The 1703-nt window shown below is 33.9% G+C and carries 1 protein-coding gene; it reads right to left on the minus strand.

What is annotated here, in order from left to right; translation table 11 throughout:
• Window positions 1-541: 541 nt before the first annotated feature.
• Window positions 542-1648, minus strand: coding sequence for a glycosyltransferase family 1 protein (locus tag AB1630_13005; protein ID MEW6104705.1), 1107 nt, complete (start codon window positions 1646-1648; stop codon window positions 542-544).
• Between the last annotated feature and the right edge of the window lie 55 nt (window positions 1649-1703).

The raw sequence follows: 1703 nt of genomic DNA on the forward strand, positions 1-1703 counted from the left end.
ATCTAATTCATTCTCTAGTCTTATCGCCTCTTCATTCCTGAAATATTTGAAGCTTTTATTCTTCTCATCTAACTCATACTTATACAAACGATAACCATACCGAGAAGATAAAATTTCTTCCATCCTTGTAACTATTCACCCTATAGGGAAATAAGGAATGTATATGTTTAGATAATGTTAAGGAAAATAATGAAGCCAAAGAATAAAAATCCCAATGTCCAAATCCCAATGACAAATGAAATCCCAATGTCCAAATCCCAATAATTTGAAATGATATTGGACATTGGAAATTGGACATTTTTTTGACATTTGAACTTGGGATTTGGGATTTATTATAGAATGGATGAATTTTAAAACAGCCAAACATATAAAATACGATATACTGAATAGTTACAACATTTTTTGTTTTTAATTTTAGTCATTTGAATTTGTTTTAAGATTTCGGATTTCTTTCTTTTATAGCCCATTATTCTTAAAAGCTAAAGCTGAATACATAAAGATATTATATACCCAAACAAAATTGGTTTCAAATATCCTGTGCCTACTTTATTTTTGTATAGATGTCAAAAAGATTGTTAAATGTGGCTTCCCAGGAATATTCTTTTGCCTTTTTAACAGCATTTTCTGCCATCTTCTTCGGGTCATTATCACCTAAATAGTCAATCTTTGCCGCAAAATCCAAAATATCATCTACCTCTGCCAGAAGCCCTACATCAGAGGTGATAATATCCTTCAAGCCACCTTGATTAACCCCTACTACTGGCAGACCAGAGGATAATGCCTCCAGGGTAGTTATGCCAAATGTCTCTGTTGGTGAAGGTGTAACAAAGATATCAGATGATGCATAGATTTTGGCTAATGCGACCTGGTCTCTTGTATATCCAAGAAAGCTAACATCCGTTTTTCCTTTTAAAGCCTTCTCCATATCCTTTTTATAAGGACCATCTCCTACAACTAAAAGATGATATTTATCTTTTACCACCTTAAAGGCTGATATAAGGATATGAAGGTGTTTTTCTTTAGCCAATCTACCTACATAAAGGAGGATTATTTTTTCATCCTTAATACCATACCTTTCCCTAAAGCCTTCCTCCCTTTTTTCTGGTGAAAAAATTGTATTAGAAACGCCAAAGGATACCTCTTTTATATTTTTGATGCCATTGACTTCAAGTTTTGTCTTTGTCTGGTTTGATGGGGCTAGAACCAGGTCGCATTGATTATAAATCCATCTAACATATCTTAAACCCACCTCTTCTGCTATCCTGAAATGGAAATATCTCTTAAAATAACCAGGTATATCTGAATGATAAAAGCCAATAATTGGTCTTCTTTTGGTAGCAAAAAGGGCAAAAGCCATAGTATATGGATCGCCAAGCTCCACCAAATCAGGATTTTCCTCCTCTATCACCCTTTTTATATTTTTGATGTTAATAACCAATCTATATGAGGGATAAAAAGGAACCCTTAATCCCTTTAACCTGTAAATCTTTGTTTTCTCCCTATAAACAATTTCATCCTTCTCCCCTGGAATGATAAGAATATGCTCAATATCATCCCTTCCTCCAATATATTCTATCTTTTTATCAAGATATGTCCTTACCCCGCCACTCTGCTTTCCATAAAAATTAGTCAGGTCAAGGAGCTTCATTTATTATTCTTTGATATGTAGCAAACAGGGAGGAAAAAACATTGTCCCATGACCT

It is taken from the genome of bacterium, from assembly GCA_040753555.1.
Classification (GTDB): domain Bacteria; phylum UBA9089; class UBA9088; order UBA9088; family UBA9088; genus JBFLYE01.

What these genes read in the sequence shown, in the direction of transcription:
- AB1630_13005 (MEW6104705.1), bottom strand. Translation starts at nt 1,648, where the DNA reads ATGAAGCTCCTTGACCTGACTAATTTTTATGGAAAGCAGAGTGGCGGG.